The organism is Methylobacterium sp. Leaf94, assembly GCF_001426045.1.
Lineage (GTDB): Bacteria > Pseudomonadota > Alphaproteobacteria > Rhizobiales > Beijerinckiaceae > Methylobacterium.
Genome location: NZ_LMRM01000012.1, coordinates 129,479 through 155,727, shown reverse-complemented (window position 1 = coordinate 155,727; position 26,249 = coordinate 129,479). Strand labels below are relative to the sequence as shown.

General features: G+C 73.4%; 27 protein-coding genes. 18 read left to right on the top strand and 9 right to left on the bottom strand.

The genetic code is table 11. The features are described from left to right. The first annotated feature begins 8 nt into the window (after positions 1-8). The 5 genes from cobN to cobJ are packed head-to-tail and all read left to right on the top strand — an operon-like array spanning position 9 to position 6,892. Positions 9-3,362, top strand: a complete 3,354-nt coding sequence (cobN, locus tag ASG63_RS09130; protein ID WP_056214748.1) for a cobaltochelatase subunit CobN — start codon at positions 9-11, stop codon at positions 3,360-3,362. Continuing rightward, on the top strand, positions 3,359-4,699 hold the full coding sequence (locus ASG63_RS09125; RefSeq protein ID WP_056214745.1) for a hypothetical protein: 1,341 nt from the start codon (positions 3,359-3,361) through the stop codon (positions 4,697-4,699). The genes cobN and ASG63_RS09125 overlap by 4 nt, the downstream gene beginning before the upstream one ends. Beyond that, entirely contained in the window at positions 4,696-5,328 is a 633-nt protein-coding gene (locus tag ASG63_RS09120; RefSeq protein ID WP_056214741.1) for a precorrin-8X methylmutase, read from the top strand. Before ASG63_RS09125 ends, ASG63_RS09120 begins: the two co-directional genes overlap by 4 nt. Further along, positions 5,328-6,119 (top strand): precorrin-2 C(20)-methyltransferase, encoded by a 792-nt coding sequence (locus tag ASG63_RS09115; RefSeq protein WP_056214737.1) that lies wholly within the window; start codon positions 5,328-5,330, stop codon positions 6,117-6,119. The genes ASG63_RS09120 and ASG63_RS09115 overlap by 1 nt, the downstream gene beginning before the upstream one ends. Next, a complete protein-coding gene (gene cobJ, locus ASG63_RS09110) occupies positions 6,116-6,892 on the top strand; it encodes a precorrin-3B C(17)-methyltransferase (protein WP_056214735.1) in 777 nt (258 codons plus the stop codon). Before ASG63_RS09115 ends, cobJ begins: the two co-directional genes overlap by 4 nt. A 20-nt stretch (positions 6,893-6,912) precedes the next feature. Here cobJ and ASG63_RS09105 read toward each other — a convergent pair whose 3' ends face one another. Further along, positions 6,913-7,644, bottom strand: a complete 732-nt coding sequence (locus ASG63_RS09105) for a cobalt-precorrin-6A reductase (RefSeq protein ID WP_156394127.1) — start codon at positions 7,642-7,644, stop codon at positions 6,913-6,915. 28 nt (positions 7,645-7,672) lie between these two features. Here ASG63_RS09105 and ASG63_RS09100 point away from each other — a divergent pair, with 28 nt between their 5' ends. The 4 genes from ASG63_RS09100 to ASG63_RS09085 are packed head-to-tail and all read left to right on the top strand — an operon-like array spanning position 7,673 to position 11,434. Further along, positions 7,673-8,911, top strand: coding sequence for a bifunctional cobalt-precorrin-7 (C(5))-methyltransferase/cobalt-precorrin-6B (C(15))-methyltransferase (locus ASG63_RS09100; protein ID WP_056214728.1), 1,239 nt, complete (start codon positions 7,673-7,675; stop codon positions 8,909-8,911). Beyond that, on the top strand, positions 8,908-9,348 hold the full coding sequence (locus ASG63_RS09095) for a cobalamin biosynthesis protein (RefSeq protein WP_056215358.1): 441 nt from the start codon (positions 8,908-8,910) through the stop codon (positions 9,346-9,348). Before ASG63_RS09100 ends, ASG63_RS09095 begins: the two co-directional genes overlap by 4 nt. Next, on the top strand, positions 9,345-10,127 hold the full coding sequence (gene cobM, locus ASG63_RS09090; RefSeq protein WP_056214725.1) for a precorrin-4 C(11)-methyltransferase: 783 nt from the start codon (positions 9,345-9,347) through the stop codon (positions 10,125-10,127). The genes ASG63_RS09095 and cobM overlap by 4 nt, the downstream gene beginning before the upstream one ends. Next, positions 10,124-11,434: a cobyrinate a,c-diamide synthase gene (locus tag ASG63_RS09085; protein ID WP_056214721.1), complete on the top strand. Its 1,311-nt coding sequence runs from the start codon at positions 10,124-10,126 to the stop codon at positions 11,432-11,434. Before cobM ends, ASG63_RS09085 begins: the two co-directional genes overlap by 4 nt. Positions 11,435-11,449: 15 nt before the next feature. On the opposite strand, the gene ASG63_RS09080 is transcribed toward ASG63_RS09085, so the two are convergent. Further along, complete coding sequence (locus tag ASG63_RS09080; RefSeq protein WP_056214719.1) at positions 11,450-11,851, bottom strand: helix-turn-helix domain-containing protein; 402 nt, start codon at positions 11,849-11,851, stop codon at positions 11,450-11,452. Positions 11,852-12,332: 481 nt separating this feature from the next. Here ASG63_RS09080 and ASG63_RS09075 point away from each other — a divergent pair, with 481 nt between their 5' ends. Further along, positions 12,333-12,668 carry an antibiotic biosynthesis monooxygenase family protein gene (locus ASG63_RS09075; RefSeq protein ID WP_056214716.1) on the top strand — a complete coding sequence of 112 codons (336 nt, stop codon included), beginning with the start codon at positions 12,333-12,335 and terminating at the stop codon, positions 12,666-12,668. A 487-nt stretch (positions 12,669-13,155) separates the two neighbouring features. Beyond that, positions 13,156-14,658 carry an exopolysaccharide biosynthesis polyprenyl glycosylphosphotransferase gene (locus ASG63_RS09070; RefSeq protein WP_056214712.1) on the top strand — a complete coding sequence of 501 codons (1,503 nt, stop codon included), beginning with the start codon at positions 13,156-13,158 and terminating at the stop codon, positions 14,656-14,658. A 40-nt stretch (positions 14,659-14,698) separates the two neighbouring features. On the opposite strand, the gene ASG63_RS09065 is transcribed toward ASG63_RS09070, so the two are convergent. Next, positions 14,699-15,187 (bottom strand): Fur family transcriptional regulator, encoded by a 489-nt coding sequence (locus ASG63_RS09065; protein ID WP_056214709.1) that lies wholly within the window; start codon positions 15,185-15,187, stop codon positions 14,699-14,701. Between the two features lie 132 nt (positions 15,188-15,319). On the opposite strand from ASG63_RS09065, the gene ASG63_RS26805 reads away from it, so the two are divergent. Genes ASG63_RS26805 through ASG63_RS09055 form a run of 3 tightly spaced genes read left to right on the top strand, consistent with a single transcriptional unit; the run spans position 15,320 to position 17,196 of the window. Continuing rightward, entirely contained in the window at positions 15,320-15,451 is a 132-nt protein-coding gene (locus ASG63_RS26805) for a hypothetical protein (RefSeq protein ID WP_274534726.1), read from the top strand. A 9-nt stretch (positions 15,452-15,460) separates the two neighbouring features. Further along, positions 15,461-16,333, top strand: a complete 873-nt coding sequence (locus ASG63_RS09060; protein WP_056214706.1) for a metal ABC transporter ATP-binding protein — start codon at positions 15,461-15,463, stop codon at positions 16,331-16,333. A 38-nt stretch (positions 16,334-16,371) separates the two neighbouring features. Continuing rightward, positions 16,372-17,196: a metal ABC transporter permease gene (locus ASG63_RS09055; protein ID WP_156389722.1), complete on the top strand. Its 825-nt coding sequence runs from the start codon at positions 16,372-16,374 to the stop codon at positions 17,194-17,196. Positions 17,197-17,245: 49 nt separating this feature from the next. Here ASG63_RS09055 and ASG63_RS09050 read toward each other — a convergent pair whose 3' ends face one another. Next, on the bottom strand, positions 17,246-17,848 hold the full coding sequence (locus tag ASG63_RS09050) for an exopolysaccharide biosynthesis protein (protein ID WP_274534725.1): 603 nt from the start codon (positions 17,846-17,848) through the stop codon (positions 17,246-17,248). Positions 17,849-18,183: 335 nt separating this feature from the next. Between ASG63_RS09050 and bcsS the strand changes: the two genes are divergently transcribed. Beyond that, positions 18,184-18,903 carry a cellulose biosynthesis protein BcsS gene (gene bcsS, locus ASG63_RS09045; RefSeq protein ID WP_244479856.1) on the top strand — a complete coding sequence of 240 codons (720 nt, stop codon included), beginning with the start codon at positions 18,184-18,186 and terminating at the stop codon, positions 18,901-18,903. Here bcsS and ASG63_RS09040 read toward each other — a convergent pair. Next, positions 18,875-20,524 carry a cryptochrome/photolyase family protein gene (locus ASG63_RS09040; protein ID WP_443189784.1) on the bottom strand — a complete coding sequence of 550 codons (1,650 nt, stop codon included), beginning with the start codon at positions 20,522-20,524 and terminating at the stop codon, positions 18,875-18,877. The genes bcsS and ASG63_RS09040 overlap by 29 nt on opposite strands. A 225-nt stretch (positions 20,525-20,749) precedes the next feature. Here ASG63_RS09040 and ASG63_RS09035 point away from each other — a divergent pair, with 225 nt between their 5' ends. Together ASG63_RS09035 and ASG63_RS24090 are read left to right on the top strand one after the other, a co-directional pair. Next, positions 20,750-21,616, top strand: a complete 867-nt coding sequence (locus tag ASG63_RS09035) for a formyltransferase family protein (RefSeq protein ID WP_056214697.1) — start codon at positions 20,750-20,752, stop codon at positions 21,614-21,616. 50 nt (positions 21,617-21,666) lie between these two features. Further along, complete coding sequence (locus tag ASG63_RS24090; protein ID WP_181017229.1) at positions 21,667-21,837, top strand: DUF2256 domain-containing protein; 171 nt, start codon at positions 21,667-21,669, stop codon at positions 21,835-21,837. A 111-nt stretch (positions 21,838-21,948) separates the two neighbouring features. On the opposite strand, the gene ASG63_RS25160 is transcribed toward ASG63_RS24090, so the two are convergent. The 4 genes from ASG63_RS25160 to ASG63_RS09015 are packed head-to-tail and all read right to left on the bottom strand — an operon-like array spanning position 21,949 to position 24,598. Next, a complete protein-coding gene (locus tag ASG63_RS25160) occupies positions 21,949-22,536 on the bottom strand; it encodes a nucleotidyltransferase family protein (RefSeq protein ID WP_056214692.1) in 588 nt (195 codons plus the stop codon). A gap of 5 nt (positions 22,537-22,541) precedes the next feature. Further along, a complete protein-coding gene (locus ASG63_RS25155; protein ID WP_056214688.1) occupies positions 22,542-23,567 on the bottom strand; it encodes a molybdopterin-binding protein in 1,026 nt (341 codons plus the stop codon). Then, on the bottom strand, positions 23,564-24,265 hold the full coding sequence (locus tag ASG63_RS09020; protein ID WP_056214685.1) for an XdhC family protein: 702 nt from the start codon (positions 24,263-24,265) through the stop codon (positions 23,564-23,566). Before ASG63_RS09020 ends, ASG63_RS25155 begins: the two co-directional genes overlap by 4 nt. A gap of 9 nt (positions 24,266-24,274) precedes the next feature. Then, positions 24,275-24,598 (bottom strand): XdhC family protein, encoded by a 324-nt coding sequence (locus tag ASG63_RS09015; RefSeq protein WP_056214682.1) that lies wholly within the window; start codon positions 24,596-24,598, stop codon positions 24,275-24,277. A gap of 195 nt (positions 24,599-24,793) precedes the next feature. Here ASG63_RS09015 and ASG63_RS09010 point away from each other — a divergent pair, with 195 nt between their 5' ends. Further along, complete coding sequence (locus tag ASG63_RS09010; protein WP_200957538.1) at positions 24,794-25,951, top strand: branched-chain amino acid ABC transporter substrate-binding protein; 1,158 nt, start codon at positions 24,794-24,796, stop codon at positions 25,949-25,951. Positions 25,952-26,249: the final 298 nt, after the last annotated feature.

Sequence of the window (26,249 nt, the reverse complement as noted above, 5' to 3'; positions counted from 1 at the left end):
CGCCCGCCATGCACCTGATCCGCATCGATACGGTCTCCCTCGACGAGGGCGAAGCCGCGATCGATCTCGGTCAGGCGCCGGGGGACATCGTCTTCCTGTCCTTCACCGATTCGGATCTCTTCGGCATGGCTGGCGCCCACGCGGCGGTCTTCCCGCCGGGTTCGGCCGGAGGCCCGACCCTGCGGCTCGCCAAGCTCGCGAAACTTCGCCACCCGATGTCGGTCGACCTCTACGTCGAGTCGGTGATCGCCCAGGCGCGGATGGTGGTGATCCGCTGTCTCGGCGGCCTCGATTACTGGCGCTACGGCATCGAGCGCGCCAGCGCGGCCGCCCGCGCCGCCGGGGTGGCGCTCGTGGTGCTGCCGGGCGACGACCGGCCCGACCCGCGCCTCGACGCCTATTCGACGAAGCCGGAGCTCGCCCCCGACTTCGACGCCTATTTCCGGGCCGGAGGCACGGCGAACCTGCGCCGCCTGGTCGGGCGCATGGCCGCCGCGATCGGATATCCCGCGGCGGTCGAGGCGCCCCTGCCCCTACCCCGCGGCTTCGTCTGCTGCCCGGGCTGCGGCCCCGTCGCGGACGGGCAGGCCCGCGCCGCCGGACGACCGTTCCAGACCGCCCCGGCCGAGGCGCCGCTGGCGCTGGTCGTGGTCTACCGGTCCAGCGTGCTCTCGGGCGACACCGCGCCGATCGCCGCGTTGGGCGCCGCGCTCCAGGCGCGCGGCCTTGCGGTGCTGGCCGTGGCGGTGTCGAGCCTGAAGGACCCCGCCGCGATCGCGCCCCTCCGGGCGGCCATCGCGGCGCATCGGCCCGCCATCGTCATCGCCGCCACCGCCTTCTCGGCGCGGGAGGATGCCGGGTTCGTCCTCGATGCCGCCGATTGCCCGGTCCTACAGGCCTTCAGCATCGGCGCGGCGCGGGACGCCTGGGCCGCCTCCGCCCGGGGCATGGGTGCGGCCGACCTCGCAATGCAGGTCGCCCTGCCGGAATTCGACGGCCGGCTCTCCGGGTTTCCGATCTCGTTCAAGGAGGAGGGTCCGGAAACCGAGGGCTTCGCCGAGCGCCGTGCCGTGCCGCACCCGGAGGGCATCGCGGCCCTGGCCGAGCGTGCCGCCGCCTGGATCCGCCTTGCCCGGCTCCCCCGGGCCGAGCGCCGCCTCGCCCTGGTGCTTTCGGACTATCCCGCCCGCGGCGGCCGCGCGGGCTTTGCCGTCGGCCTCGACACGCCGGAGAGCGCGCGGGCGATCGTCGCGGACTTGGCGCAGGCCGGCTACGGCATCGGCGCATTGCCGGACGCCGAGGCACTGATGCGGGGTCTGACGCAGGGGCCGAAGGACTTCGCGGTCGACCTCGATGCCTACCGGGACTGGTTCGGCACGCTGCCCGAGACCGCGCGCGCGGCCCTCGACGCCGAATGGGGTCCGCCCGAGGCCGACCCGGTCTGCCGGGACGGCGCGTTCCGCTTCGCGAGCGTGGCCCCTGCGGGCGGGCGCCTCGCGGTCTTCCTGCAGCCCGATCGCGGGCGGTCGACGGACCGCAAGGCCGCCTATCACGACCCAGACGCGGTGCCGACCCACGCCTATCTGGCCTTCCACCTCGGGCTGCGCAGCCGGTTCGACGCCCTCGTTCACCTCGGCACCCACGGCACCGCCGAGTGGCTGCCGGGCAAGGCCGTCGCCCTTTCGCCGGATTGCTGGCCGGCCCGCGCCGTCGGGGCGCTCCCGGTGGTCTATCCCTTCATCGTCGACGATCCGGGCGAGGCCGCGCCCCTGAAGCGGCGCCTCGGGGGCGTCGCCCTCGGACACCTGACGCCGCAGACCGGCGTGACGGGGCTCGACCCCGACGCGGCGCGCCTGCGCGCGCTCGTGGAGGAATACTCCGCCGCCAGCGTCCTCGACCCGCGCCGCGCCGCGATCCTGGCGCGCACCATCCTGGACGAGGCGATGTCGGCCGGGCTGCTCGCCGGTGCCGGGATCGACGCCGACACGCCGATGCCGGACGCGCTCGCGGCCCTCGACGCGCATCTCTGCGACCTCGGCGAGGTGACCGCGCGCGACGGGCTGCACGTGTTCGGCCGGGCCGGGGCCGAGGCCTCGGAGGCGGTGGCCGCCTGCGCGGAGGGCGAGCGCCTCGGCCTGCTGCGTGGCCTCGACGGCCGCTTCGTGGCGCCCGGTCCCGCCGGCTCGCCGTCGCGCGGGCGCACCGACGTGATGCCCACGGGCCGCAACCTCGCCACCCTCGACCCGCGCAGCCTGCCGACCCGGGCCGCCACCACCCTGGGGGCCAGGGCCGCCGACGCCGTGGTCCTGCGCTACCTGCAGGACGAGGGCGAGTACCCGGCCCGGATCGTCATGGATCTCTGGGCTTCGCCCACCCTGCGCACCGGTGGCGAAGACATCGCCCACGCCCTGGCCCTGATGGGCGTGCGCCCGGTCTGGGACCACGCCTCCACCCGGGTCACCGGTTTCGAGGTGCTGCCGCTGGCGCTCCTCGACCGGCCGCGCATCGACGTGACGGTGCGGGTCTCGGGCGCCTTTCGCGATACCTTTCCCGAGACCCTGTCGCTCCTCGCCCGGGCCGCCGAGGCAGTGGCAGCGCGGGAGGAAGAGGATGACGAGAATCCGCTGGCCGCCGCCCGCCGCCGGGGCGAGGCGCCGGCCCGAGTCTACGGCGCGGCGCCCGGGCGCTACGGCGCGGGGGCCGGCGGCCTCGCCCTCGACGGGGCTTGGGACAGCCGCGACGATCTCGGGCGGGCCTATCTCGCCGCCACGTCGCACGCCTATGGGGGCGCGGCGGACAGCGAGGATGCGGGCTTCGCCGCCCGGGTGGCCGGCGCCGACGCCTACGTGCACGCCTTCGACGTCGCCGAGCGCGACCTTCTCGACGGCGACGCCGCCGTGGAGGCGATGGGCGGCTTCTCGGCCGCCGCCGCCCTGACGGGGGCGAGCCCCGCCCTCTACAGCCTCGACGTCGCCACGCCCGAGAGCCCGAAGGCGCGCACCGCCCGCGAGGACGCCGCCCGTCTGATCCGGGGCCGCCTCGCCCATCCGCGCTGGATCGCGGCGCAGCTCCGGCACGGCTATCGCGGCGCCCAGGAACTGGCACAGGGGATCGACGCGGTCTTCGTCCTCGCCGCCACCACGGACGCGGTCTGCGACGCCGACCTCGACCGGCTCTACGGGGCGATGATCGCCGACCTCGAGACCTTCGAGACCCTGCGGGCGGCCAATCCGGAGGCGGCCCGCGCCATCCTCGAGCGCTTCGACGAGGCCCGCCGGCGCGGCCTCTGGACCACCCGGCGCAACGCCATGGCGGCCGACGAAATGGCGGCCGACGAGCTGCTGCGCGAGGCGGCGGAATGACCGCGCCCCGCCGCGTCGCCCCGGAGGCGCCGAGCCGGCGCGGCTGGTGCCCCAGCCTCGCCCGGCCGATGCCCACCGGCGACGGCCTGCTCGCCCGCGTCCACCCGCCCCTCGGGCGCCTCACCCCGGCCCAGGCCCGGGCGGTGGCGGCGGGCGCGCGCCGCTTCGGCAACGGCCATGTCGACGTCACAGCGCGGGCCAACCTGCAGATCCGCGGGGTCACCGAGGCGACCCGCTGCGACCTCGCCGAGGCGCTGGCGGCCATCGGTCTCGGGGATGTCCGCCACGACGGGGGCCCGCAACGCCTGACCCTGACCACGCCGCTGGCCGGGCTCGAACCCGAGGCGGTCCCGGCCCTGGCCCAGGCCATCGAGGCGATCGGGCGGGTGATCCCGGGCCTGCCGCCGAAGTCGCTGGTGGCCGTCGAGGCGGCCACGCACGGGATCAGCCTCGGTTCGGCGGAGGCCGACCTTCACGCCGTCGTCACGCGCGCGGGTTTTGCCCTGCGCCTCGCCGGCGACGCGGCCTGGTGGCGCCTGCCCGACGGTGCGGCGCCGACCATCATCGAGGCGGCCCTGCGCCTGCTGGCGGCGAGCGGGCAACGGCGGATCCGCGATGTTCCGGCAGCGGCCCGGGCAGAGACCCTGGCTCGCTTCGGCCTGCAGCGCATCGCCGGGCCGGCCGAGTCGGCCGCCCTGAGCCCGGGCTTGCTGGCCCTGCCACCCCTAACTCTCCCGGACAGCGAGTCCCGGCGATCCCCGCCCCCGAGGGCGGAGGGGCGCGTCGCCCTCCTCGTCGACGCCCCCTTCGGCCGCTGCACCGCCGACGCCCTCAACGCGCTCGCCGACACGGCGGACGCCGTCGGCGGCGCGGACCTGCGCCTCTCGCCGACCCGCGGCCTCCTCCTCGTCTGCGCCGCCGCCGCCGTTGCCGAAGCCGCGCGGGAAACCCTGGCCGGGGCCGGCTTCCTGACGCGGGCCGACGATCCGCGCGGGGCGGTGGCGGCCTGCCCAGGCGCGCCGGCCTGCGCGTCGGGCTCGACCCCGACCCTGCACGACGCGGCCCGCCTGGCCGAGGCGTTCCGGCCCTTCGCGGCGCGCGGCCTGCGCGCCCATGTCTCGGGCTGCCCCAAGGGCTGCGCCCATCCGGGCGCCGCCGACCTCACCCTCGTCGGGCGGGACGGGTGGTACGACGTGGTGCTGTCCGGGCGGCCGGATGCCTCGCCGGCGACGCGCCTCCCTTTCGAGGCCGCGCTGGAGCGCGTAAGGAGGGCGGATTCGGCACATTCCCTCGCCCGTATCTTCCCAGAACACCCGCCAGGACCGCGACCGTCATGAGTTCCCGCCTCGACTACCTGCGCGACGGAGGGGCGATCTATGCCCGCTCCTTCGCGATGATCCGGGCCGAGGCCGATCTCGCGCGCTTCCAGGGCGCCGCCGAACGGGTCGTGGTGCGGATGATCCACGCCTGCGGCATGACCGACCTGCCGCGCGACGTGGAGGCCTCCCCCGACTTCGCGCAAGCCGGCGAGGCGGCCCTGAAGGCCGGCGCGCCGATCCTGTGCGACGTCCGCATGGTCGCCGACGGCGTCACGCGGGCGCGGCTGCCCGCCGACAACCGGGTGATCTGCACCTTGAGCGATCCGCGCGTGCCGGACCTCGCCGCCGCCATGAACACCACCCGCTCGGCCGCCGCCATGGAGCTCTGGCGCGAGCACCTGCCCGGCAGCGTCGTGGCGGTAGGCAACGCCCCGACCTCGCTGTTCCGCCTCCTCGAGCTTCTCGACGAGGGCGTGCCGCCCCCCGCCGCCGTCATCGGCATCCCGGTCGGGTTCGTCGGCGCCGCAGAGTCGAAGGAAGCCCTCGCCCGCGACGGTCGGGTGCCCTTCATCGTGGTCCATGGCCGGCGCGGCGGCAGCGCCATGACGGCCGCGGCCATCAACGCGCTCGCGCAAGAGATCGAGTGATGGATTCCGGCGAGCGCCTTCCCCCCGATGCGGCGGAGCGGACCGAGATCCCGCGCGCGGTGAGCACCGGCACCCTGTTCGGCGTCGGCATGGGCCCGGGCGAGCCGGACTACCTCACCGTGCGCGCCATGCGGGTGCTGGAGCGGGCCCCGGTGCTGGTGCATTTCTGCAAGAAGGGCCGGCGCGGCAACGCCCGCACCATCGCGGACGCCGTGCTCGCCGCCGAGCCGGGGCGCGAATGCCCCCTGGTCTACCCCTACACCACCGAGCTCCACCCGGAGCACCCGGACTACGTCGCGGCCCTCGCCGCCTTCTACGACGACGCGGCCGGGCGCCTTGCCGACCATCTCGGTGCGGGCCGGGACGTCGCCATCCTGTCGGAGGGCGATCCGTTCTTCTACGGCTCGTTCATGCACCTGTGGCGGCGCCTGAAGGACCGCTTCCCCGTGGAGGTCGTGCCCGGCGTCACCGGGATGTCCGGCTGCTGGACCCGCGCCGGCACCCCGATCACCTGGGGCGACGACGTGCTGACCGTGCTGCCCGCCACCCTGCCGCACGCCGCCCTGGTGGAGCGCCTGCGCGCCACCGACGCCGCCGTGCTGATGAAGCTCGGCCGCCACCTGCCGAAGGTGCGGGCGGCGCTCGCCGAGGCCGGCGTGCTGGAGCGCGCGGTCTATGTGGAGCGCGGCACCATGGCGGGCGAGCGGGTGATCGCCCTCAAGGACAAGCCCGACGACGAGGCGCCCTACTTCTCGATGGTGCTCCTGCCCGGCGAGGGACGCCGGCCGTGAGCGGCCCGACCTCGGCTTCCGGGTCCGTCGCGATCGTCGGCCTCGGCCCCGGCGATCCGCGCCTGCTGACGGCGGCCGCACAGGAGGCCCTGGCCCAGGCGCAGGATCTCATCGGCTACATTCCCTACGTCGCCCGCGTGCCCGAGCGGCCGGATCTCGTCCGCCACGCCAGCGACAACCGGGTGGAGGTCGACCGGGCCCGCCACGCCCTCGAACTCGCCGCCTCCGGCCGGCGCGTCGCGGTGGTCTCCGGCGGCGATCCCGGCGTGTTCGCCATGGCGGCGGCGGTGTTCGAGGCGGTGGAGGCCGGCGATCCGGCCTGGGCCCGGCTCCCCATCACGGTAGAGCCCGGCATCACCGCGATGCTGGCGGCCGCCGCCCGCCTCGGCGCGCCCCTGGGCGGCGATTTCTGCGCGATGTCCCTCTCGGACAACCTCAAGCCATGGGAGGTCATCACCGCCCGGCTGGAGGCGGTGCTGCGGGCGGATTTCGTGATCTCCCTCTACAACCCGATCTCCTCCGCCCGGCCCTGGCAGCTCGGCAAGGCCCTCGATCTGGCCGCCGAGATCCGGCGCGGCGACACGCCGGTGATCTTCGCCCGCGCCGTCTCGCGGCCCGACGAGGCGATCCGAGTGCTCACCCTCGACGAAGCGCGGACGACCACGGCCGACATGGCCACAATGGTGATCATCGGCGCCTCGGCCACCCGCCTGATCCCGCGCGGCGACGCCACGCCGTTCGTCTACACGCCGCGCAGCGTGCCGGCGGCGTGATGCGCGGGTCGGCGCGGGCCTCAGAGGGCGGCGATCCCCGCGAGGGCCGCCGCGACGTCCGGCACGCTCGGCACGTCCGGCTTCTCCGGGCGGTCGACCATCACGACCGGCAGCCCCAGCGCCCGCGCCGCGGCGATCTTGCCGTAGGTGGCGCCGCCCCCGGAATTCTTGCTGACCAGGACCTCGATCGCGCCCTCGGCCAGGAACGCCGCCTCGGCGGCCGCGTCGAAGGGGCCGCGCGCCTGGACCGAAGTCAGCCGCGGGACCGCCAGGGCGATGTCCTCGATGGCGCGCACGACGTAGTCGTGCTGCGGCGCGCCGGCGAAGGCCCCGACCTCCTGCCGGCCGATGGTGAGGAAGACCCGGCGCGGCGCGCGGCCGAGCGCCCGGGCGGCCGCCGCCATGTCGGGCACCGTCGTCCAGCGGTCGCCGGCCACCGGCCTCCAGGCCGGACGGCGGATCGCCAGCAGGCGCGTGCCGGTCCGGGTGCAGGCCTCGGCGGCGTTGGCGCTCATCCGGGCCGCGAAGGGATGCGTCGCATCAACCACGAGGTCGGTGCGGTCCTGGGCCAGCCACGCGGCGAGCCCCTCCACGCCGCCGAACCCGCCGATCCGCGTCGGCACGGGTTCCGGCTTCGGCCGGCTGGTGCGGCCGGCGAGCGACAGGGTGACGGCATCGCGCCGGCCCATGGCCAGGAGCCCGCGCACCAGGGCGCTCGCCTCGCCGGTGCCGCCCAGGATCAGTATCCGCATGCTCCCCCCACCCTCGGGGCCGTTCTCCATGACCGGTAACGCCGTGTCCACCAGCCCGCCGGCCGCCCCCTGGCTCACCATCGTGGGCATCGGCGAGGACGGACGCGCGGGCCTGAGCCCCGCCGCCGCCGCCGCCCTCGACGGCGCGCGCCTCGTCTATGGCGGACGCCGGCACCTGGCGCTGGCCGCGCCGCTCGCCGCCGAGACGCGGATCTGGCCGAGCCCCATGGCGGACGCCTATCCGGGACTCTTCGCCCGGCGCGGCACGCCCACCTGCATCCTGGCGACCGGCGATCCGTTCCACTACGGCATCGGGGCCGAGATCGCCCGCCTCGTCCCGGCCGCGGAGATGCGGGTCTTCTCCCAACCCTCCGCCTTCAGCCTCGCCTGCGCCCGCCTCGGCTGGCCCCTGGCGGAGACAGGCTGCCTCACCCTGCACGGCCGGGCGCTGCCCCGGCTGATCCCGCATCTCCAGCCCGGCGCCCGCCTCCTGGTCCTGACCTGGGACGAGACGACGCCGGCGGCGGTCGCCGCGCTCCTGGCCGAGCGCGGCCTCGGCGCATCCCGTCTCACCGTCCTGGAGGCCATGGGGGGCCCGCGCGAGCGCCGGCGCAGCGCGACGGCCGCGGGCTTCGACCTCGTGGGGATCGACCCCCTGAACACCCTCGGCATCGAGGTCGTCGGCGCGGCCGCGGCCCAGGTGGTCACCGTGAGCCCCGGCCTCGACGACGCCTGGTTCGAACATGACGGCCAGCTGACCAAGGCCGACATCCGGGCGGTGACGCTGGCAGCCCTGCGCCCCCGCGCCGGCCAGACCCTGTGGGACATCGGCGCCGGGGCCGGCTCCATCTCCATCGAGTGGATGCTGCGCCACCCGAGCCTGCGGGCCATCGCCGTCGAGGGCAACCCGGCCCGGGCCACCCGCATCGCCCGCAACGCGGCCCGCCTCGGGGTGCCCGACCTGCGCGTGGTGGAGGGTCCCGCCCCGGCGGCGCTGGCCGGCCTGCCGGCCCCCGACACCGTCTTCATCGGCGGAGGCGTCACCGCGCCGGGCGTCCTCGACGCGGCCGTCGCCGCCCTGCCCCCGGGAGGCCGCCTCGTCGCCAACGTGGTGACCCTGGAGGGCGAAGCCGTGCTGCTCGCGGCCTTCGCGCAGCAGGGCGGGAGCCTCAAGCGCCTGACGGTCGCCCATGCGGATCCGGTCGGGCACCTGCACGGCTGGCGCGGGGCGATGCCGGTGACGCAATGGGCCTGGGTGAAGGCATGAGGGGGGATGGCACGGCGCCGGTGGAACCCGGACCGGGCGACCTCGTCGCAGGAATCGGGTTTCGCCATGCGACCGCGCCCGCCGAGATCCTCGCCCTGGTCGCGCAGGCCTGCGACGCCGCCGGCCTGCCGCGCGCCCGCGTCGTCCGCCTCGCCACCGCCGGCGACCGGGCCGGGGAGCCGGCGATCCGCGCCGTCGCCCAGACGCTCGGCTGTCCCCTGGAGGCCGTCCCGCCCGAGGCCCTGATCGCCGTGGACGCCGAAGTGGCCACCCGCTCGCACCGGATCGAGGCCTCGCGCCGGGTCGGCTCGGTGGCGGAGGCCGCCGCCCTCGCCGCCGCCGGACCGGGTGCGACGCTGCTGCTGCGGCGAATCGCCAGTGCCGGGGCGACCTGCGCCCTTGCGCTTCGCGCACAATCCGTCACGCAGGAGCCATGACCGTACACTTCATCGGCGCCGGCCCGGGCGCCGCCGACCTCATCACCGTCCGTGGCCGAGACCTCATCGCGCGCTGCCCCGTCTGCCTGCATGCCGGGTCCCTCGTCGCGCCCGAGATCCTGGGCTGGTGCCCGCCGGGCGCCCGCATCGTCGACACGGCCCCCCTCGACCTCGACGCCATCGTGGCCGAATGCGCGGCCGCCCACGCGGCGGGCCAGGACGTGGCGCGCCTGCATTCGGGGGACCTCTCGATCTGGAGCGCCCTCGCCGAACAGACCCGCCGCCTCACCCAGGCCGGCATCCCCTTCACGGTGACGCCGGGCGTGCCGTCCTTCGCCGCCGCCGCCGCGCTCCTGCGGCGCGAGCTCACCGTTCCGGGCCTCGCCCAGTCCGTCGTCCTCACCCGCACCTCCGGGCGCGCCAGCGCCATGCCGGCGCGCGAGACCCTGGCGGCCTTCGCGGGCACCGGCGCCACCCTCGCCCTGCACCTCTCGATCCACGTCGTCGACGCGGTGGTCTCCGAGCTGACGCCGTTCTACGGCGCCGATTGCCCCGTCGCGGTGGTGTTCCGCGCCACCTGGCCCGACGAGCGGGTGCTCACCGGAACCCTGGCGACGATCGCCGGCCAGGTGGCCGAGGCTGGGCTGGAGCGCACGGCGCTGATCCTGGTGGGGCCCGCCCTCGACCCGGCGGAGTTCCGGGAGAGCGCCCTCTATTCCACCGATTACGACCGGCGCTTCCGGCCGACGGGCGAGCGCGCAAACGGAGACCGACCGTGAGCGTGCCCGGTCTCCTCGTCGCCGCGCCCCGTTCGAGCTCGGGCAAGACCACCGTGACCCTGGCGCTGATGCGGGCGCTGGCCCGGCGGGGCCTGGCCGTGCGCGGCGCCAAGTGCGGGCCGGACTACATCGACCCCGCTTTCCACCAGGCGGCCACCGGCCATCCGAGCTTCAACCTCGACAGCTTCGCCATGCCGGGGCCGATGCTCGACGCCGTGGCGGCCCTCTCGGCTCTGGGCGCCGACCTCGTGATCGCCGAGGGCTCGATGGGGCTGTTCGACGGCATCGTGGCACCGGAGGGGCGCACGGGCGCCAATGCCGACATTGCCGCGCGCTACGGCTGGCCGGTGATCCTCGTCCTCGACGTCTCCGGCGCCGCGCAATCGGCCGCCGCCCTCGCCCTCGGGTGCCGATCCTACGATCCGCGCATCCGCATCGCCGGGGTGATCCTCAACAAGGTCGCGAGTGCCCGCCATCGCCGCCTCGTGGAGGCAGGCCTCAGCCGCATCGGCATGCCGGTGCTCGGGGCGCTGATGCGGGATGCGAGCCTCGTCCTGCCCGAGCGCCATCTCGGCCTCGTCCAGGCCCGCGAGACCAACGACCTCGAGGCCCGGCTCGACCGGCTCGCCGACCTCGCCGAGGCCGGCCTCGACCTCGACGCGATCCTGGCCGCCGCGGCCGGCGCGGCCCCCGCCCCGGGCGCCGGCATCCTGCCCCGGCCGCCGGGCCAGCGCATCGCCATCGCGTCGGATGCGGCCTTCTCGTTCCTGTACCCGCACATGGCGGAGGGCTGGCGGGCGGCGGGCGCCGAACTCGTGCCCTTCTCGCCCCTGGCCGACGAGCCGCCCCCGGCCGATTGCGATGCCGGCTGGCTGCCCGGCGGCTATCCCGAGCTCCATGCCGGCGCCCTGGCGCAGGCCAGGCGCTTCCTCGACGGATTGCGGGTGTTCGCCCGGGGAAAGCCGGTGCACGGGGAGTGCGGCGGCTACATGGTCCTGGGCGAAAGCCTGGAGGATGCGCAGGGCGTCACCCACGCCATGGCGGGCCTGCTGCCGGTGGCGACCTCCTACAAGACCCGCCGCCTGCACCTCGGCTACCGCGTCGCGACGCTGCTGGCCGAGGGCCCCCTCGGGGGCGCGGGCGCACGCCTCGTCGGGCACGAGTTCCACTATGCCAGCGAGACGAGTGCGCCGCCGACCCCCGAGACGGGGCTCGCGGCGGTGACCGATGCGGAGGGCGTACCCCTCGGCCACGCCGGACACCGGCGCGGCGCCGTGACGGGCAGCTTCTTCCACTGGATCGGTTAGGGGCTCGGCGAGCCCCTAACCGGCGGCGGCGGGCTCGGGTGCCTGCTTGCCCATCTTCGCGGCCGTCCGCACGATGGCGAGCACGTCGCGGCGCAGTTGATCGTCCTCAATCAGCGCGTAGGCCCGCAGCAACTCGATCGCGCCCTGCGCGCTGAGGAAGCCGAAGACATCGGACTGGGTGCCGCCAACCTCGTCTTCCTCGAAGAAGGCCGAGACCGGAACTTCGAGAAGACGGGCGATCTCGCGCAGGCGCCCGGCACCGACGCGGTTCTGCCCCTTCTCGTACTTCTGGACCTGCTGGAAGGTCACGCCCACGGCGGTCCCGAGCGCGGTCTGGCTCAGGCCGCGCGCCTTGCGCAAAGCGGTGATCCTCAATCCGACGAGGCGATCGACGTCGGTAGTCTGCTTAGGCATCATCTCTCGATTCAGTCCCTATAGAAATTTTCAGCCCCCGCCCGGACCAGCCCCGGGGACGATGAGGTTGGAGCGCTTTCGTACGAAGGCGTGCAGGATTCCTTAAGTTCATTCGCCACGAAACCAAGGCAGTCGATCAACGATTGAACGTGGTGGTAGAGACTATCCTTGTCTGCAGTCGAACGCCACTAGATGTTTACTCCGCATGAGCATCGGAGGTGACCGTTCTGAGAGCTTGACCACAAAGCTGGCACGGATTGCAAGCGCGACGTTGCGATCGTCCCTCGCGAGTTTCGCTGCACCGCGAACGCACCCACGGCTCCGAATGCCTGACGAACCGGGCGCGGCCCGGCTTTCATCGGGCGGTCCGCGCCGGGCCGGAGCGCGGCGCATCCGCCGCACCGGATGGCTTTTCGTGCCCCTATGCCCCAGGTTAGAGGTGTCGCACGGGATCGTCCGAGACGCCGAAAAACCCAGGTGGATCATGTATATCGCAATGAATCGCTTCAAAGTCGTCAAGGACGCGACGGAAGACTTCGAGCAGGTTTGGCTCGGCCGCGACAGTCATCTCGGCGAGATGCCGGGCTTCGTCGAGTTCCATCTCCTCCGCGGTCCTGAAGGCGAGGACCACGTGCTGTACGCCTCCCACACCATCTGGTCGTCGAAGGCGGATTTCGAGGCCTGGACTCGTTCGGAGCAATTCCGGAAGGCCCACGGCCGCGTGCCGTCGACCAAGCCCCTCTACCTGGGCCATCCGCAGTTCGAGGGGTTCGAGACGATCCAGACCGTCGCACGGCCCGATTCGGACGCCGCCGCCTGATGCGTGGGGACCTCTCGCGGCAGCCGCGAGGCCGATCGGATCGACCCGGCGTGACGTGTCCCGGGTCGAGACGTGACGGGACAACCCGGCGAGGCGAGGCGAGGCCGGCCCGCCGCGCCGGCCGCGCCTGAACCAGGGGCGTCGGGCGGAGGCCGGGATCGATCCCCAGCGCCAGGGCGCTCCGGGTCGAACGATAGTCGTGCGCAACCCTCTGCGCGGGACCGACGTTGTGGGGCGGTATGCGCGACCGGACGGATCCGCAGGTCGCGGGACGACGCCTCAAGGGTCCACCGGAAGAGGTCCTTCGCGAAGCAACCTGTCGAACGCGCGACCCCGTCGCGGTCGAGACCCCGCGCCGCGCCGTCGGACGAGAGCAACGGACTCCGGGCCCGTGTCTTGCACCGATCGTCTCGGCATCCCTAACTGATCCGTGATTTCGGTTTAGTTTCGGACAGTCTTCGCATCAGGACGGGACAGAGCGCTCCAGATGTTTCATGACCGAATCCCAGCCGCTCTCGATAAGCTTCCGGTGTCGCGGGCGCGCCACGATGTCTGGGCGGCGCTTCTCCCCCGACGCAGCCGCACCGCGTTTCGGATCGGGCTCTCGGCCGCGACCGCCATTGCCGATATCCTCGTCATCGTCAGCGTCGCCGCGGGGATCGACGCCGCCTACCGGACGGCCTTCGACGTCACCGGGCCGGTGGCGGGACACAGCGGCAGCTTCGAGCTCGCCGCCCTGGTCGCCCTGTTCGTGCTGCTGACGAACCTCGTCCGCGAGGACTACCATATCGAGACGCTGCTCGCCCGCCGGCCGCACCTGCGGCGGGCGACGACGGTCTGGATCGGGGCCTGGGCCGTCGTGCTGCTGATCGGCTTCGCCACGAAGACCACCCATGAGTATTCGCGCCTGGTGTCCCTGGGGATGTTCGCCGGCGGCCTCCCGGCGATGCTGTTCGCCCGCGCGACGATGCTGCGCCTCGTCCGCAGCGCGGCGACATCGACATCAGGCAACACCAACCGGGTCCATCTGGTCGGCTACGAGGAGGATATCGCGCGCTTCTATGCCCACAACGACCCCGAGGCCCTCGGCCTGCGCGTGATCGGCACGAGTTATCTGCGTCAGGTCGACCCGACCGGCGACGCGGCGGCCCGGCACGCCCAGAGATCGGAGGATCTCGATCTCGCGGTCTCCGTGGTGCGCTTCCTGCGCCCGGACGATGTGTTCATCCTCCTGCCCTGGTCGGACGCCTCGGACATCGAGCGCTGCATCGACGCCTTCCTGCGGGTGCCGGCGGCCCTGCACCTGCGCCCCGGCTCGGTGATGGATCGCTTTCCGGACCTCGCCCTCGCCCGGGTCGGCCGCCTCTCAGGCATCAATATCGGGCGTCGCCCGCTCCAGGCCGGCGAGTTGTTCCTGAAGCGCAGCCTGGACCTGACCCTGGCCCTGATCGCCCTGGTGCTGCTGAGCCCGCTCTTCCTCGTGGTGGCGGCGCTGATCAAGCTCGACAGCCCGGGGCCGGTGTTCTTCCGGCAGAGGCGGTACGGCTTCAACCAGCAGCCCTTCGGCGTCTTCAAGTTCCGCAGCATGAAGGCCGCTCCGGAGGAGGTCTTCAAGCAGGCGACCCGCAACGACAGCCGCATCACGCCGATCGGCCGCGTCCTGCGGCGCTCGAACATCGACGAGCTGCCTCAGCTCATCAACGTGGTGCTCGGCGAGATGTCCCTCGTGGGGCCGCGCCCCCACGCCCTGGCGCATGACCGCAGCTTCGAGAACCGCATCGCCCTCTACGCGCGACGCCACAACGTGATGCCGGGCATCACCGGCTGGGCGCAGGTGAACGGCCTCCGGGGCGAAACCCTCACCGACCTCGACATGCAGCGGCGGGTCCAGCACGACCTGCACTACATCGACAACTGGTCGATCTGGTTCGACCTGCGGATCCTGTTCATGACCGTGTTCTCGCCCCGCGCCTACGAGAACGCGTGCTGAGCCGACGGGCGGCCCGGCGCGAGGCCGCGGGCGTGCCCGCTCACTCCGCGGTAGTCCGGCCGAGGCAGGCACCGCACTCGCCCTCGACCTCAAGGATGCGGCTCGTCGGCTTGAAGCCGGCCTTGGCCAGGGTCCGGCCGAGCTGATCCTCCACTTCCGGCGAGGTGGTCTCGTCGATGGTGCCGCAGTTCCGGCAGATCAGGAAGACGAGGCCGGCGCCCTCGGTGTGGGCGTGGCCGCAGGACACGAAGGCGTTGCGGCTGGCGATCCGGTGCACGAGTCCGTGCTCGGTGAGGAAATCCAGGGCGCGGTAGACCGAGACCGCCGCCACGCGCCGCCCCGGCTCGCTCAGGGTCTCGGCGATGTCGTAGGCGCCCATCGGCCGCGTCTGCCCCGCCACGGCCGCCAGCACGTCGCGACGCAGGCGGGTGAATTGCAGGTCGCGCTCGCGACACAGGCGCTCCGCCCGGGCGATCGCTTCTTCCGCCCCGCCGCAACCGTGGTCATGCGTCGCCGCATGGTCGTGCATGATCTGCCCCGTGAACCCGGCCCGTTGAACTGCCCGAGTGTTACAGTGTATCACCGCCAACATAAGCCGGCGCTCCCGTTCGGGCAAATGATCCATCGGTGACCCGAGCCCCGCCGTGACCCAAGCCCCGCCGTGATCCAAGCCCCGCGCCCCCCTGCCGCCCTCCGCCGCTCGCTGTTCCAGGCCGGCGCGTCCTTGCGCTTCGCGGTGGCGCTGGTCCTGACCCTCCTGCTCTGGGCCGCCATCCTGTGGGCCTCCCGATGAGTCGTGACCATGAGCTGTGATCTGCCCGGCGCCATCACGCTCCACGGGCTGACCCTGGGCTACGACCGCCACCCGGCGGTCCACCACCTCGACGGGGTCATTCCGCCCGGGGCCCTCCTCGCCCTGGTCGGGCCGAACGGGGCCGGCAAGTCGACCCTCCTGAAGGGCATCGTCGGTGAGATTCCGTGTCTCGAGGGCCGGATCGCCCGTCCGGGTCTCGAGGAGGCCATCGCCTACCTGCCGCAGGCGGCGGAGATCGACCGCAGCTTCCCCCTCAGCGTCCTCGATCTCGTGGCCATGGGCCTGTGGCGGCGCCTCGGCCCCTGGCGGAGCGCGCGCCGGCATCGGGCGACGCTGCTGGACGCCCTCGCCGCCGTCGGCCTCGCCGGATTCGAGGCGCGCCTGATCGGCACCCTGTCGGGCGGCCAGTTCCAGCGGGCCCTGTTCGCGCGCCTGATCGTGCAGGAGGCCCGCGTCCTCCTCCTCGACGAGCCGTTCACGGGGGTCGACGGACGCACCACGGCCGACCTCCTGGCCCTGGTCCGCGCCTGGCACCGGCAGGGCCGCACCATCGTGGCCGCCCTCCACGATCTCGGACAGGTGCGGAGCCACTTCCCGCACACGCTCCTGCTCGCGCGGGAGCGCGTGGCCTGGGGACCGACCGAGCGGGTGCTCACGCCCCAGAACCTCGCCCGCGCCCAGAGCCTGTCGGAGGCCTGGGACGAGGATGCCGCGGTTTGCGGCCGGCACGAGGAGCCGGGCCCGCCCCACGACCACGACCACGACCACAGTTCCGACCATGACCACGGCCCCGATGGGCGCCATGCGCATCCGCATGCCCACGACCATGGGGCGGTACGCGACCGGGGGCACGCCGCGTGATCGACCTCCTCTTCGGTCCCTTCGTCGAATTCGGCTTCATGCGCCGGGCCCTGGTCGGCTGTCTCGCCCTGTCGCTCTCGGCCCCGCCCGTCGGCGTGTTCCTGATGCTGCGGCGCATGAGCCTGATGAGCGACGCCATGAGCCACGCGATCCTGCCCGGGGCGGCGGCGGGCTTCCTGGTGGCGGGGCTGTCCCTGCCGGCCATGACCCTGGGCGGCTTGGCCGCCGGCCTCGCGGTGGCGCTGCTGGCCGGCTTCGTGACCCGATCCACCGTGATCAAGGAGGATGCGAGCCTCGCGGCCTTCTACCTGATCTCGCTGGCCGGCGGCGTCCTGCTGGTCTCCCTGCGCGGCTCGCAGATCGACCTGCTGCACATCCTGTTCGGCAGCGTCCTCGCCCTCGACGACCCGGCCCTCTGGCTCCTCGGCGGCATCGCCACCGTGACGCTGTTCGGGCTGGCGGCGATCTATCGGCCCCTGGTGATGGAATGCGTCGATCCGCTGTTCCTGCGCACGGTCAGCCGGGCCGGCGGCCCGGTGCACTACGCCTTTCTCGGCCTCGTGGTGATGAACCTCGTCGGAGGCTTCCAGGCCCTCGGCACACTGCTGGCGGTGGGGCTGATGCTGCTGCCGGCCATTGCGGCGCGGTTTTGGGCGGCGGACCTGTCGGGCATGATCCCGGTCTCGGTCCTGATCGCGATGCTGTCGAGCGTGGTCGGGCTCAGCGTGTCCTACCAGGCCGATCTCCCGACCGGGCCCGCGATCGTACTCGCGGCGGGCGGCTTCTACCTGGTCTCGATGCTGATCGGGCGCCGGGGCGGCCTGGTCCGCCGACTGGTGCGGGCGCGCCATCTCGAAGCCTGACGGGCGCAGCGACCCTCGGAGCGCGGCGATCCTCGGCGCGGTCCGTCCGTCAGAGAGCGAACAGGCTCATGAGGCCGGAGATGATCGCATAGACGAAGCCGGCATTGAGGAGGACACCCACGGCGCCGATGGCGAGGCCCCCCAGAACCACGACGCCGTCGCGCTCGACGAGGCCGAGGCCGACGAGGCAGATGGCGAGGCCGAGGGGGATCTGTCCCACGATCGGCGCGGCCACGATCAGGGCCAGCGACAGGGTGAGCAGGATGAGGCCGACGCCGCGCATGCCGAGGGCGGTCTCGAACAGGCTCATGCGCGGGCGCGACCAGTGCTCGAGGCGGCGCAGCAGCGGCACGGCCCGGCTGGCGGCCCGCTCGACGTCGCTGCGGGCGACGGACCGGCGCAGCAGCGCGCGGGGCAGCCAGGGCGAGGCCATGCCGGCTGTGATCTGAATCGCAACCAGCAGCAGCAGAAGACCGCAGACCAGGGGGATCGGCGGCGGCATCGGCAGGCAATTGGGCAATCCGAGTATGACGATGAGGAGCGCGAAGGCGCGATCCTTCAGGACGGCGACGATCTCGCCGACGGTCAGCCGTTCCCCTTCCTGCTCGGCGAGCACGGTGAGAACCTCGGAAGTTCTGGCAGCTGGTGACAAGAAAGCTCGGCCATTGGCGACGGTCCTGAGCCGGGCTGTAGCCGAGATGGGCGCCGAGGCCAAGCGGCGCATCCGCGCGCCGGGAAGGCCCCGAAATGCGGTCCTCGAACGGATCCACCCGGTCCTGGAAATCGACTCGCACCCAGATAATCAATCTCAGGTTGCGAAAGATCTCTATAGTTTCGATGAGGTATCTTGACCGGGATGTGTTCTGTGCAATGGGTCGAGAATACAATCAGAAGCTTATAATTTCTGTGATATGTCGATTCTAGATTGATTCCGGGGCCCGGCGCCATGACCGCCAGGGTGTCCTCGGGGTCGAACCTGGGACGCCCGTGCGCGCGACGACCACAGCCCTGTCCGAGGCGAAGCGAAAGCCCAGGCGGTTCGTCGTGCCGGCCGCCTGCGCCGCCGGTCTCCTCGGCACGCCGGCCCTGTCCTCCTCGCCGGCCTCGCTCGTCCTGTTCGGAAGCCTGGAGGCGAGCCCCTCCGTCTTCGTGACCACCGGGGCGAAGCTGGCGCTGGACCGGGTCGACCGGGAGGGATTCGTGGCCCTGGGGAGCCTCGGCGGCCAGCGCCGCCGCGAGGGCGCCGCCACGCGCGACACCGCGATCGGCGCCGTTGTGCTCGGCTACCAGTGGTTTCGCGACTGGGGTGTCGTGGCGGCCTATGCGGGGCCGGAGGGATCGATGGAGGTGGTGTCGGGCTGCGGCTGCGTGCAGGCCCTGCCGCCCCGCTTCGGCCTGCGCCTCCACGGCGAGGTGTGGGCCCACCCCACCGACGCGACCCTGTTCGCCGCCACGCTGGTCACCGGCACCACCCGCATGAGGACCTGGGGTCGCCTCGCCTGGGGCTATCGGCACTGGGGCGCCTATCTCGGACCCGAGATCGCCTTCTCCGGGGACGGGACCGGCTACCGGAAGTGGAACGTCGGCCTGCACGCGACGGATTTCGCCCTCGGCCGCTTCAGCCTGCGCCTCTCGGCCGGGCTGCAGCTCGCCGACGATCAGGACCCCGGCCCCTATCTCAGCCTTTCCGTCTGGACGCCCTGGTAACCGTGTCCCGGGCCGGATGGCGGGCCGGCTTCGACCGGGGCGGCGCCAGGGCGAGGGTGCCCTGGTCGGCCGGGGCGGCCGGCGGCGCCGCATCGAGCCCGTCGAGGAAGCGCGCCGCGTCGTCGACGATCGCGGCGCGCTTCGTCGGGTCCATCCGCGCCAGGGTACGGTAGGGCATGGCGAGGCGCGGATTGCCCGCCAGGCGCTCCGCGTGCCGGATGAGGAAGTTCCAGTAGAGATAGTTGAACGGGCAGGCCGATGGACCGGTCTTCTTGGCCACGTCGTAGGCGCAGCCACGGCAGTAATCCGACATGCGGTTGATGTAGGCGCCCGAGGCCGCGTAGGGCTTCGAGCCCATCACGCCGCCATCGGCCCAGAGCACCATGCCGTGGACGTTGGGCAGCTCGACCCATTCGTAGGCATCGGCGTAGACGACGAGGTACCATTCCTCCACCTGCTCGGGGGCCAGGCCGGCGAGCAGGGCGAAGTTGCCCGTCACCATCAGGCGCTGGATGTGATGGGCGTAGGCGTGGGTGCGGGTGGCGCCGATGCACTGCGCCAGGCAGTTCATCGCGGTCTCGCCGGACCAGTAGAACCACGGCAGATCGCGGGTGGCCTCGAGGGCGTTCGACGCCGCGTAGTCCGGCATCCGGGCCCAGTACAGGCCGCGCACGTATTCGCGCCAGCCGAGGATCTGGCGGATGAACCCCTCGACGCAGTGAAGCGGGGCCTCCCCGGCGCGATAGGCGCGCTCCGCCGCCCGGCAGACCTCCTCCGGCGTCAGCAGCCCGGCATTCAGCGCCGGCGCGATCAGCGCGTGGTACAGGAACGGCGCGTCCGCGCGCATCGCGTCCTGATAGTCGCCGAAGGCCGGAAGGCCGACGGCAAGGAAGTGCTTGAAGGCGGCGATGGCCTCGGCCCGGGTGACCGGCCAGGCGAAGGCGTCGGTCTCGCCGAAGTGATCCGCGAAGTCGCGCTCGACCAGGGCGATGACCTCCCGGGTCACGGCATCGGGCGGGAAGCCGACGCGCTCGGGCACGCCGTGGCCCTTCGGCAGCCCCTTGCGGTTCTCGGGGTCGAAGTTCCAGCGGCCGCCGGTCGGCTCGGTCCCCTCCATCAGCAGGCCGGTGCGGCGGCGCATGCCGCGGTAGAACGTCTCCATGCGCAGGCTCCGGCGGTCGCCGGCCCAGGCGGCGAAGTCGGCGCGGGGGCAGAGGAAGCGGTTGTCGTCGCGAATCTCCACGGGCGGGCCGAGATCGGCGCGCCAGCCCTCCATCATGGTCCAGACCCGCCACTCCCCGGGTTCGGTGACGACGACGCGGTCGACCGCGTGGCGCGCGACGGCGCGTTCCAGCTCGCCGGTGAAGCTGCCGGTGTTGCCCGGGGCATCGAGGCGGACATAGTCGACGGTGATGCCCTCCGCCTCCAGCTCCGCCGCGAAGTGGCGCATCGCCGAGAACAGGAAGGCGATCTTCTGCTTGTGGTGGCGCACGTAGGTGGCCTCGGCCCGCACCTCGACCATCAGGACGACGTCGTGGTCCGGATCGAGATCGGTGAGGGTGGCGATGCGGCGGGTGAGCTGGTCGCCGAGGAGGAAGCGGAGCGTGCGGATGGCGATCAGCCCTCGGCCTGCCGAAGGGCCCGCAGGGCGTCCCGCGGCGGGCGCCGGCCGGGCGCTCGTCCGCCCGCGTCGCCGATGACGATCTCCCGCCTCCTGCGCGCTCCCATATTCATGCCCGCTCCCAATTCGCTCCCGATGCGGTAGGTATGGCGGATGCCGGGGACGGGGAGCCGTCCCCGCGCGGGATCGACCGATCCGTGACGTCGCAGGACCGTCGGGAGCCGCATGAAGTTCGCCTTTGCCGGAATCGATTTCCTCGGCGGCGTGTTCGAGGCCCTGATCGGGGCGGGCTGGACGCCGATCAAGCTGTTCACCCGGCCCTGCGACGGGATCTACGACCACAACGAGGCGGTGGTGACGCAGGCCCGCCGCCACCGCGTGCCGATCCAGATCTCGCGGATGCGGCCGGAGGACCTCGCCGGGCTCGCGGAGGCGCAGGGCGGGGACTGGGCCCTGGTGGTGGCGGGCTATCCCTGGCTGATCCGGGGCTGGCGCGGGCGGTGCACCTACGCGCTCAATTTCCACCCCTCCCCGCTTCCCCTGGGCCGCGGACCCTACCCGCTCTTCAAGGCGATCTCCGACGGGCAGCCGGACTGGGGCGTCACCGCCCACGTGCTGGCCGAGGACGGCTTCGACACCGGCGACATCCTGGCCCAGGAGCGCTTCCCGCTCGCCGCCCTGGAATCGCACGAGACCCTGCTGGCCAAGTGCCAGATGGCGGCGCGCCGCATCGCCGCCGGCCCGATCGCCCGGGACCTGCCCGCCCTGTGGCGGACGCCCGCTCCCCAGGGCACCGGCTCCTACTGGCCGCGGGTGACGGATGCGGATCGCACCCTCGACTTCCGCGCCGAGGTCGAGGCGATCCTGCGCCGGGTCCGCGCCTTCGGCACGATCGAGACGATCGCCCGGGTCGGCGAGTCCCGGGTCTACGTGGCGGCGGCCGAGGGCTGGCGCGAGGCGCATCGGCATGCGCCGGGGACGGTGGTGCAGCGCTACCGCCGCCACGTCGTCATCGCCGCCCGCGACGGCTACATCCAGCTCACCCGCTGGAGCCCGGTCCCGGTCAGCGAGGCCGGACAGCTGGGGCGGTAGGCTGCCCTATATCGGAGCGACCCCTCCACGAAAGCGATCGAGCAGACCCCATGGCGCGGATGCGCAAGAAGGCCGATCTTCCCACCAAGATCTGCGTCCAGTGCGGCAAGCCCTTCGCGTGGCGCAAGAAGTGGGAGCGGGTCTGGGACGAGGTCCGCTACTGCTCGGACCGCTGCCGGGCCGAGGCCAAGCGCGCGCCGGCACGGGCGGCGCAGGACTGATACGGGCTCCGCCCGATCGGAGCGGTGCCCGTCTCGGCCAGCCTGCGCGGCGCTTGAGCGAGGCCCAAATCCGCCATCCCGAAGGGATCAAACGGATTTGTAGGAGCCCCCTCAGCGGAGGGCCGCGAGACCATCCGGCGTGTCGACGTCCAGGCGCACACCCGCATCCATCGCGCATTCGAGCACGTCGGCGCGTCCGGCGAGCAGCCGTCCGGCGCCCTGGTCACCCGAGAGACCGGCGAGGGCGGGAGCCAGGAGACCCAGGTTCAGGAGGACCGGGTTGCCACGCACGCCCGCATGGATCGGCACCACCGCCGCGGGGGCCGGCTCCGCCCGGCGGAAGGCGTCGGCCAAATCCTGGAGGTGGCGGGCGGTCACCCGCGGCATGTCGCCCAGCAGCACGAGCGCGCCGCCAACCCCCGCCGGCAGGGCCGCGAGTCCGGCCTGGAGCGAGGTGGCGAGACCGTCCGCATAGGCCGGGTTCACGACCCGGGCGAGGTCGAGCCCGTCGAGGGCGGCGCCGACCCGGCCGGCATGGGCGCCGAGGACCGCAACCACCGGGCCAAGCCCGGAGGCGATCGCGGCCTCCGCGGCGTGGCGAACGAGCGGCCGCCCGGCCAGCGGCTGCAGCAGCTTCGGCTCCGCGCCGAAGCGCGTCCCGCGCCCGGCCGCCAGGAGGATGAGACCGAGTTCAGGCATCGTTCTCAGGCATCGTCTTCGGCCGGGTCGCCGCCGGAGCGGGGCTGGGGCCGCGACCCGATCTCCATGAGGAGCCCGCCGACACCGAGGGCGACGATGTCGGCCCGGGTCACTTCGAGGCCGGCGAGCAGCCGGTGCAGCACCCAGTCAAAGCCGTTCTCCTTGGGCGAGCGCGCACAGCCCGGCGCGCCGATGACCGGCACCGCGGCGACCCGTCCGACCAGGAGGAGGTTGCCCGGGTCCACCGGCATGCCGAGATGCGCGACGTGGCCGCCCGCCGCCTCGATCCCGGCGGGGATCACGTCGCGCCGGTCGGCGATGGCCGAGGCGCCGAACACCACCACCAGCTCGGCGCGATCCTCCGTGACCGCGGCCCGGATCGCCTCGGCCACGGCCTCGCGGCGATGGGGCACCCGGGCTTCGGTGACGAGGGCGGCGCCCGTCGGGGCGAGGCGGTGGCGCAGGTTGGCGAGGGTCTTGTCGATGGTCGTGGGCTTCAGGCCGGGCAGCAGGGTCGAGACGACGGCGACCCGGGTCAACCGGTAGGGCGCCACCGCGAGCGCCCCCGCGGGCGCGGCACGGCAGGCCCGGTCGAGGGCCGCGCCCGGAACCGCATAGGGGATGATCTTGACCGTGGCGACCATCTCGCCGGCCACCACGGGCTTGTAGGGCGCGAGCGTCGCCACCGTGATCGCCTCGTCCACACCGTTGACGGCGTCGACGGCGGCCCGGTCGATGTGCAGGAGCCCGGCGGTCGCCGCATGGAGGTTGCAGCGGCCGGTGAAGGGCAATTCGCGGCGCAGGTGCGGACCGGCGAGATGCGCGGCGAGGCGTTCGGCCGCCGGATCCTCGGCCACGTCGCCCGGCTCGAGGGTGACGGCCACGAGTTCGGACAGCCCGGCGGCCGCGAGGCGCGCGGCGTCCTCGGCCGGGATGACCCGGCCCTTGCGCAGGGTCACGTCGTGGGAGCGCACCGTATGGGCGGCGATCAGCCCGGCAGCCTCGCGCGTCGGGACGGCCCCGAACTTCACGCGGCGGCTCCGGTGCGGGGGGTGCGCTGCGCGGCGATGATCTGCGCCAGGATCGAGACCGCGATCTCGGCCGGGCTGACGGCCTGGATGGAAAGGCCGATCGGCGCCGCGATCCGGCCGATCTCGGCCTCCGCGAACCCCGCCTGGGTCAGCCGGCCGACGCGGGCCGCGTGGGTTTTGCGCGAGCCGAGGGCTCCCACATAGAAGCACCCCGCCCGGAGGGCTGCGGCCAAGGCCGGATCGTCGATCTTCGGATCGTGGGTCAGGGCCGCCACGGCGCAGTAGCGGTCCAGGGGCGGGACCGGACCGGCCAGGGCGTCGTCCGGCCATTCGGCCACGAGGTCGATGCCGGGGAAGCGTTCCGGCGTCGCGAAGGCGGTGCGCGGATCGATGACGGTGACGGCGAGATCGAGGGCGCGCGCCATCGGGCACAGCGCCTGGCTGATGTGCACGGCGCCGATCACCACCAGGCGCACCGGGGGCGCCTGCACGGTGAGGAAGACCGAGCGGCCGCCCGCCTCGGCGAGGCCGCTCTTGCCGGAGGCGAGGTGGCGGGCGAGGAGGTCGCCCAGGGGATCGCCGGCGATCTCGGCCTCGCGCACCACCCGCTGGGCCCCGCCGTCGAGGTCGGTCACGAGGATGGCGGCGCGGCGCGCGGCGCGCTCGGCGTTGAGGATGGCGAGGGTCTCGAGCTGCATGCCGGCGCCTCAGGCCACGGACTCGACGAAGACGCGGATGCGCCCGCCGCAGGACAGTCCGACCCGCCAGGCGGTCTCGTCGGCCACGCCGAATTCGATGATGCGCGCCTGCCCGTCGGCAATCGCCTCCAGGCCCTCGGTGATCACCGCGCCCTCGACGCAGCCGCCCGAGACCGAGCCGAGGAAGTTGCCCTCGCCGTCGACCACGAGGTGACTTCCCACCGGCCGCGGCGCCGAGCCCCAGGTCTCGATGACGGTGGCGAGCGCCACCGCGCGCCCCTCGCGACGCCAGGCTTCGGCCGCGCCGAGAATGTCGTTGTCGGTGGAAAGCATGGTCCTGGCGAACTCCGGCGCGGGATCCGGCCCGCTGCGTGGAACTGAAATGAAAACCCGATAGACCGAGGTAAGGTCCCGCGCCGCCGTGGCAATGCGCACCGGGCGGCGCGGCCACCGGGGCGTGTCTTCCCGCACCGACCGGGCGCCCCTATCGTGGGGCCGCCTCACCCGCCTCGATGGAGCCCTGCCCCGATGCCCAGCCTCCGCGCCACCGCCTTCGCCTTCGCCTTCGCCGGCCTGCTGATGGGTTCGGCCTCCGGCTCCGCGGAAGCCCAGGTCCGCATCGGGCTGTCGGCGCCGCTGACCGGCCCGGATGCCGCCTTCGGACAGGGCCTGCGCCTCGGCGCCGAGCAGGCGGTGGCCGATCTCAACCGGGCCGGCGGTGTCGACGGGCAGCGCCTGGTCTTGGTGGTCGCCGACGATGGCGGCGAGGGCAAGCAGGGTCTCGCCGTCGCCCGGCGGTTCGCCGCCGAGCGGGTCGGCCTGGTGGTCGGCCCCTTCAATGCCGGCGTCGCGGGGCTGGCGATGCCGGTCTACGAGGAGGCCGGCATCGTCGCCGTGACGCCGGGCACCGGCTCTGCCGCGCTGACGGCCAAGGGCCTCTGGAACGTGTTCCGCACCGTGCCGAACGAGGCCGAGCAGGGGCGGCTCGCCGGCGCCTACCTCCTCGGCCGTCACGGCGGCCAGCGCATCGGCCTCGTGCACGACAAGAGCCCGTTCGGGCGCGGCCTCGCGGAGGGCGTGAGCCGCGTGCTCAAGGCCGCGGACCAGCCGGAGGCGGCCTTCGAGACCCTGACCCGCGGCGAGCGCGACGTCTCCGGACTGGTGGCGCGCCTGAAGCGGGCGCGGGTCGAGGTGGTGTATTTCGGGGGCCTCGCGCCGGAGGCGGCCGTGCTCCTGCGCGGCCTGCGCGACGCCGGCGTGACCGCGCCGCTGGTGGGCAGCGACGGCCTCCTCGATCCGGCCTTTCCCCAGGCGGCCGGCCCGGCGGCCGAGGGCACGGTGATGACCCTCACCGCCGACCCGCCGCGGCTGCCCGAGCCGAAGACACCCGATGCGAAGGCGACGAAGGGTCCCCGCAGCCCGGACGCGAACGCGGTGGCCGCCCAGGCCTATGCGGCCGTCGAGGTCCTGCGCCAGGGCGTCCTCGGCGCCGGATCGGCGGAGGGCCGGGCGGTGGCGGCCTACCTGCATGAGGGCCGGGCCCTGCGGACGGTTCTCGGCGACCTCGCCTACGATGCCCGGGGCGACCTGAAGCCCGATCCCCGCCGCCCGGCCACGGTCCTGCAGGCCTGGAAGCGGATGCCGGATGGGCGGATCGACTTTGCGGGCAACGACGTCACCCCGTGAGTCGAGTCTGCCCGCCGCCGCCGTCGCGCGTCCGGCCGGAAGCGCGACGGAGCGAAATCGCGGGCCAAATCTTGATCTTTCCGAATCCACGTCGGATCCGCGCGCGACTTGTGCCGGGTTCATCACCGGCCTGCATCGGGAAAAGCTTGCTTCCGGCCGATCCGGACATTATGTCGGGGCAACGCTCGCCGGTGTTGCGCATCCGATGGGATCGGACCCGCCGCCCGCCGCGTTTTGCCGAACGGCTTCGTTTTGTGTCCCGGGTCGCCCCTTTTCAGGCCGTCCGGCTGGAGAGTGT

What these genes read in the sequence shown, in the direction of transcription:
- ASG63_RS09095 (WP_056215358.1), top strand. Translation starts at nt 8,908, where the DNA reads ATGAGGGGGGATGGCACGGCGCCGGTGGAACCCGGACCGGGCGACCTC.
- ASG63_RS09100 (WP_056214728.1), top strand. Translation starts at nt 7,673, where the DNA reads ATGACCGGTAACGCCGTGTCCACCAGCCCGCCGGCCGCCCCCTGGCTC.
- ASG63_RS09115 (WP_056214737.1), top strand. Translation starts at nt 5,328, where the DNA reads ATGGATTCCGGCGAGCGCCTTCCCCCCGATGCGGCGGAGCGGACCGAG.
- ASG63_RS09060 (WP_056214706.1), top strand. Translation starts at nt 15,461, where the DNA reads ATGAGCTGTGATCTGCCCGGCGCCATCACGCTCCACGGGCTGACCCTG.
- cobM (WP_056214725.1), top strand. Translation starts at nt 9,345, where the DNA reads ATGACCGTACACTTCATCGGCGCCGGCCCGGGCGCCGCCGACCTCATC.
- ASG63_RS09015 (WP_056214682.1), bottom strand. Translation starts at nt 24,598, where the DNA reads ATGCTTTCCACCGACAACGACATTCTCGGCGCGGCCGAAGCCTGGCGT.
- ASG63_RS09035 (WP_056214697.1), top strand. Translation starts at nt 20,750, where the DNA reads ATGAAGTTCGCCTTTGCCGGAATCGATTTCCTCGGCGGCGTGTTCGAG.
- ASG63_RS09020 (WP_056214685.1), bottom strand. Translation starts at nt 24,265, where the DNA reads ATGCAGCTCGAGACCCTCGCCATCCTCAACGCCGAGCGCGCCGCGCGC.
- ASG63_RS09120 (WP_056214741.1), top strand. Translation starts at nt 4,696, where the DNA reads ATGAGTTCCCGCCTCGACTACCTGCGCGACGGAGGGGCGATCTATGCC.
- ASG63_RS24090 (WP_181017229.1), top strand. Translation starts at nt 21,667, where the DNA reads ATGGCGCGGATGCGCAAGAAGGCCGATCTTCCCACCAAGATCTGCGTC.
- ASG63_RS09010 (WP_200957538.1), top strand. Translation starts at nt 24,794, where the DNA reads ATGCCCAGCCTCCGCGCCACCGCCTTCGCCTTCGCCTTCGCCGGCCTG.
- ASG63_RS09055 (WP_156389722.1), top strand. Translation starts at nt 16,372, where the DNA reads ATGCGCCGGGCCCTGGTCGGCTGTCTCGCCCTGTCGCTCTCGGCCCCG.
- ASG63_RS09070 (WP_056214712.1), top strand. Translation starts at nt 13,156, where the DNA reads ATGTTTCATGACCGAATCCCAGCCGCTCTCGATAAGCTTCCGGTGTCG.
- ASG63_RS09080 (WP_056214719.1), bottom strand. Translation starts at nt 11,851, where the DNA reads ATGATGCCTAAGCAGACTACCGACGTCGATCGCCTCGTCGGATTGAGG.
- ASG63_RS25160 (WP_056214692.1), bottom strand. Translation starts at nt 22,536, where the DNA reads ATGCCTGAACTCGGTCTCATCCTCCTGGCGGCCGGGCGCGGGACGCGC.
- ASG63_RS09065 (WP_056214709.1), bottom strand. Translation starts at nt 15,187, where the DNA reads ATGCACGACCATGCGGCGACGCATGACCACGGTTGCGGCGGGGCGGAA.
- ASG63_RS09125 (WP_056214745.1), top strand. Translation starts at nt 3,359, where the DNA reads ATGACCGCGCCCCGCCGCGTCGCCCCGGAGGCGCCGAGCCGGCGCGGC.
- ASG63_RS09105 (WP_156394127.1), bottom strand. Translation starts at nt 7,644, where the DNA reads ATGCGGATACTGATCCTGGGCGGCACCGGCGAGGCGAGCGCCCTGGTG.
- cobN (WP_056214748.1), top strand. Translation starts at nt 9, where the DNA reads ATGCACCTGATCCGCATCGATACGGTCTCCCTCGACGAGGGCGAAGCC.
- ASG63_RS09075 (WP_056214716.1), top strand. Translation starts at nt 12,333, where the DNA reads ATGTATATCGCAATGAATCGCTTCAAAGTCGTCAAGGACGCGACGGAA.